4 protein-coding genes are annotated in these 4,672 nt (G+C 59.5%); 3 read left to right on the top strand and 1 reads right to left on the bottom strand.

Translation table 11 applies throughout. From position 1 onward, the window contains the following. Positions 1 to 76: 76 nt before the first annotated feature. From deoC to rpaB, 3 genes are all read left to right on the top strand, one after another. Positions 77 to 772, top strand: coding sequence for a deoxyribose-phosphate aldolase (gene deoC, locus NW843_RS12855; RefSeq protein ID WP_011434117.1), 696 nt, complete (start codon positions 77 to 79; stop codon positions 770 to 772). Beyond that, positions 769 to 1,626: a DNA repair protein RecO gene (gene recO, locus NW843_RS12850; RefSeq protein WP_414523137.1), complete on the top strand. Its 858-nt coding sequence runs from the start codon at positions 769 to 771 to the stop codon at positions 1,624 to 1,626. Before deoC ends, recO begins: the two co-directional genes overlap by 4 nt. 463 nt (positions 1,627 to 2,089) lie before the next feature. Then, a complete protein-coding gene (gene rpaB, locus NW843_RS12845) occupies positions 2,090 to 2,830 on the top strand; it encodes a response regulator transcription factor RpaB (RefSeq protein WP_011434119.1) in 741 nt (246 codons plus the stop codon). Here the strand turns inward: rpaB and NW843_RS12840 are convergent. Next, positions 2,803 to 4,653, bottom strand: coding sequence for a tetratricopeptide repeat protein (locus NW843_RS12840; RefSeq protein WP_414523136.1), 1,851 nt, complete (start codon positions 4,651 to 4,653; stop codon positions 2,803 to 2,805). The genes rpaB and NW843_RS12840 overlap by 28 nt on opposite strands. Positions 4,654 to 4,672: the final 19 nt, after the last annotated feature.

Genomic DNA, 4,672 nt, shown 5'->3' with positions numbered 1-4,672 from the left:
CCCTACGGGTACAGTGCGGGGCTCCTGCGATTTCTAGCTGAAGCTAGAGTAAAGATGGGTGCTGGGGGATCGACCAATGCTCTCTCTGGAGCGCAAGGGCATAGCGGATAGCTCGCTCAATTTGGCGGAGTACATCGACCATACTCTGCTGTTGCCGATGGTTACTCCAGAACAGATTGACCAGGGGTGTGAGATTGCCTTGCGCTATGGCTTCCCCACTTTTTGTGTTCCTCCTTGCTACGTGCCGCGGGTGGTGGAGCGGCTGCACGGATCCCCGGTCAAGGTGAGCACGGTGGTGGGGTTTCCCCTGGGCACAACCACTGCAGAGGCCAAGCTTTACGAGGCCCAACTGGCGGTGGAGCAGGGGTGCCGGGAGCTGGATGTCCGCATCAACTTGGCTTGGCTCAAGGCGGGAGAGCTGGATCGCCTCCATGCCGAGATTGCCCAACTGGTGGAAGAAACGGGGGTTTGCGTCAAGGCCATTTTGGAAACGGCTCTGCTGACCGAGGAGGAGAAAAAGCTGGCCGGGGAGATTTGTATCGATGCGGGGGCGGCTTTTCTGATGACTTCCACCGGCTGGATGGGGGGGGCGACGCCGGCAGATGTGCAACTGTTGTGGCAACTCAGCCGCGGTAAAGTGGGGGTGAAAGCGTCGGGCGGCATTCGCACAGTGGCTCAAGCAGAGGCCATGATCCAGGCGGGGGCCAGCCGTATTGGCACCTCTTGGGGGCTGGAGCTGATGCAAGAGCTGAAAGCCAGAGGAACCCCATGAGTGGCCGCACCTACCGGGTTACGGGCATCAACCTGAAAGGGATCCCCCTGGGAGAGGCGGATCGGATTGTAACCATCTTGACCCGCGAGCAAGGGTTGATCCGGGCGGTGGCCAAGGGATCCCGTAAGCAGCCTTCCAAGCTGGGCGGGCGGATGGAGCCTTTTGTCATTAACGATTTGCTGATGGTGCGGGGGCGCTGGTCTGCCCAAGCAGATACCTCCCAGCGTCTACAGCGCATCGTCCAAGCGGAAACCCTCCAGACTTTTCCTCGTCTCAGCCGCAGCTTAGCCCATCTCACGGCAGCGCAGTACTTGGCGGAGGTGGCTCTGCAGTTGGCCTTGCCCGATCAAGCCCAGGAAGAGCTGTTTGTGGTGTTGGTCGAACACTTGGAACGCATCGAGCGGGCTGCTTCGGAACAGGCCGTTCTGCCCTTGCTCACCCACGGATTGTACCACCTCCTGGCGTTGGCGGGGTTCGCCCCTCAGGTACAAGCCTGCTACTTCTGTCAAGGGGAGTTGGTCGACGGCGTTTTTTTCAGCCCCCAATGGGGTGGCTTGGTCTGTGATCCCTGCCGGGTGGCCCAGCGGCCCAGCCCAATTGCCTGGGTCTCAGCCTCTGCCTTACGTGCTTTGGGATCCCTGCCCAGCTCCACACTGCCTCTGCCTGAGGATTCGCTGCCTTTGGCTGCCTGGCTGGAAGCAGAACGTCTGTTGCGGCGTGTTTTGGAGCATCATACGGATCGAGAGATCCGTTCCGCCGAGCTATTGGCCAGTTGCTACGCTGTTCCCACCGCAAACGGTCAAGGATCCCCAGCTTTTCCTGAGGGACATCCCGAAAAATGGGCATCGGCCTGAAAAAGTTGTGAAGGTATGTATCAAGTCCGGCCCGATAGCCGCAAAATAGAGCATCGAGGCGGGTTGGCAGCCGATTTTGGATGATAAATTAGGTTATGGAAAGTAACTTCTTACGAAGGCCTCTCAGGTTTGAGCAATGGTTTGGGGGGAGGAGTGCCTTGCACCAAGTACTGGACAGCATCATCAAGTGGGATTGAAGTTGGAGCTTTTAACAAGATTGAATCCACTGCTGAGAGGGCCTTCTGTTTTGTGCTTGTTTCCCGGAGCTGCATCCCTGGGGTGCGGCTTTGGTTAATTGCAGATGATTGCTTGTGAGTGTTCAATTTCACTCGGTGAGTCTGCCCAACTGAGGAGCAGCCCCTGAGGTTCCTGCATCCGCCCAACTCAAGATAGCGCCCACCTTAGTTCTTTTTCAGATTTCTCTTTTACCGAGTACCGTTAGAAGTTCAGGAGTTGCAGCACCGTGGAAGCACAGCGTAAGGAACGGATTCTGGTGGTCGATGATGAGGCCAGCATTCGACGCATCTTGGAAACCCGTCTGTCCATGATCGGATACGACGTGGTCACAGCTTCGGACGGCGAGGAGGCGCTGGAGGTTTTCCACAAGCAGGATCCCGACCTGGTGGTACTGGATGTGATGATGCCGAAGCTGGATGGCTATGGGGTCTGCCAGGAGCTGCGCAAAGAATCGGACATCCCCATCATCATGCTGACGGCGCTGGGAGATGTAGCCGACCGTATCACAGGGCTGGAGCTGGGGGCAGACGACTATGTGGTCAAGCCCTTTTCCCCCAAGGAGCTGGAAGCTCGCATTCGGTCGGTGTTGCGCCGGGTGGCGCGGTCGGCCCACGATGGGATCCCCAGTTCTGGGGTGATTCAAGTGGGGGATATTCGCATCGATACCAACAAGCGGCAGGTCTACAAACGGGACGAGCGCATTCGCCTGACGGGGATGGAGTTTAGTCTACTGGAGTTGTTGGTCAGTCGGTCGGGGGAGCCTTTTTCCCGCTCCGAGATTTTGCAAGAGGTGTGGGGCTATACCCCGGAGCGCCATGTGGATACGCGGGTGGTGGATGTCCACATCTCGCGGCTGCGGGCCAAGCTGGAAGATGACCCCAGCAACCCAGAGCTGATCCTGACGGCCCGAGGCACCGGCTATCTATTTCAGCGCATCGTTCAGGGGGAGGAACAGGCACGGTCTTGAGAAGGGATCCCTCGCAACCTCTCTTCAAGAGCGGCCTGCACCCGCCTCAACACGCCAACCCAGTCTCCCGGTGTGTCTTGTCGAAACAGTCGCATTACCCCGGGGTACCAGGGGCTATCTTCTCGATGGAGCAGCCAGCGCCAATCGGCGGCAAAGGGGAGCAGCACCCATACCGGCTTGCCCATCGCCCCGGCCAAATGAGCAACGGCTGTATCAACGCTGATCACCAGATCCAACTGGGCAACGGCTGCGGCTGTATCGACAAAACTGCGGAAACGGGATCCCAGCTCCAACACTTGGTGCTGCTCCAATAGGGATCCCAGCGGCCTTAGATCTTCCCCCACCTGCAGGCTAACCCACTGGATGGAAGGCACATGCAAGTGCTGGAGCAGCAGATCCAGAGGACAACTTTTCAGCCTTTGCACGCGGTTGAGCTCAGGATGGGCACGCCGGCCGCTGGCCCACACCAGCCCCACTTTCATCCGCTCCTGGGAAAGCTCCGGCCAGTCTTCCCGCCAGGAGAGGCTCAAAGGGATCTGCGGCCCGCCGGCATGAACGGGATAGACAAGATAGGGGATGCGGGCCGGGATCGTCTCCAGGGTGGTACCCAACCGCTGTGGCAAGCTGAGCAAGGGCAGATGGCAATCGAAAGAGGGCAAGGGATCCGTTTCCGAGATCACCTGCACCTGGGGAAGGGGGAAGCACCCTCTGAACAGCTCCACGAGGGATTCCTGGCAGCGAAGGCAGATTTGCGCTTGGGGATGGGCCTCGGCCAGCAGCGGCAAGTAGCGCACAAACTGAATCGTGTCCCCCAACCCTTGTTCGGCGCAGATCAGCAGGGTCTGATGGCTCAGGGGGGATCCCGTCCACAGAGGCGAAAGAAAGCGCGGGTAGGCCGCCTCTTGTCGCTGCAGCCGCCATTCGTATTCCCGCCACCCCTCCTCGTAGCGGCCCAGGGTAAGCAAAGCCGTGCCCAGGTTGTAGTGGATCTCCGGCCAGTGGGGGGCCAACTGCAAGCTGCGCCGATAGGCTTCAATGGCCGCTTCCAACCGGTTTTGTTCCTGCAAGATGGTGCCCAGGTTGTTGTGAGGCTGGGCATCCCTCGGCAACAGCGAGATGGCCCGTTGCAGACAATCGGCGGCCTCCTCCAAGCGATCTTGCAGGTGCAGGCAGTGGCCGAGGTTAACGAGAATTCGCCCCTCCTGGGGTGCAAGGGCGAGAGCTTGGCGAAACCAACTTTCCGCTTCCCCAGCTTGGCCATCGAGCATCAGGGCATTCCCCAAAGCTGCCAAGGCATAGACCTGGGGAGGCTGGGCTGCTGCTGCCTGTTGCAACACCTCAATTGCCTGGGCCAATTTCCCCAGGGTGAGCCAACAACTGCCCAATCGGAAAAGCAATTGCCCATCACCGGGGGCAAAGGCCAGGCCCTGTTCGTAGGCTCGCGCCGCTTCCTCTGGGTTGCCAAGCTGCATCCAGGCATCGCCCAGATCCTGCCAGGCCGGCACCCAATCCCCCCGCAGGTGCAGAGCCAGTTGCAAGGGGGTCAAAGCTTGGCGGGGATCCCCCATCTGGAGATAAAGGGATCCCAGCAACGCCTGAGCGGCGAACAAACGCGGCTGGGTGCGGGTAAGCTGCCGGCAGAGGTGCAGAGCAGCTTTCAGATCCCCCGCCTGTCGGTAGCGTTGAACCCACGTCAGAGCCGCCTCTGGGGATGGGATCTCGGATCCCCGCTCTGGATTCTGTGACTTAGCCGCTTGCCGATTGTCTTTCCCTCGCCCAAAGCCCCGTGGCACGTCTTTGCCTGATACATTTACGCTGAACACTGCTGAACATCACTGTTCA

The sequence above is a fragment of the Synechococcus sp. R5-12 genome (assembly GCF_047502655.1).
Classification (GTDB): Bacteria; Cyanobacteriota; Cyanobacteriia; order Thermostichales; family Thermostichaceae; genus Thermostichus.
The sequence above is the reverse complement of the archived record's forward strand: the minus strand, read 5'-3'. Positions and strand labels throughout refer to the sequence as shown.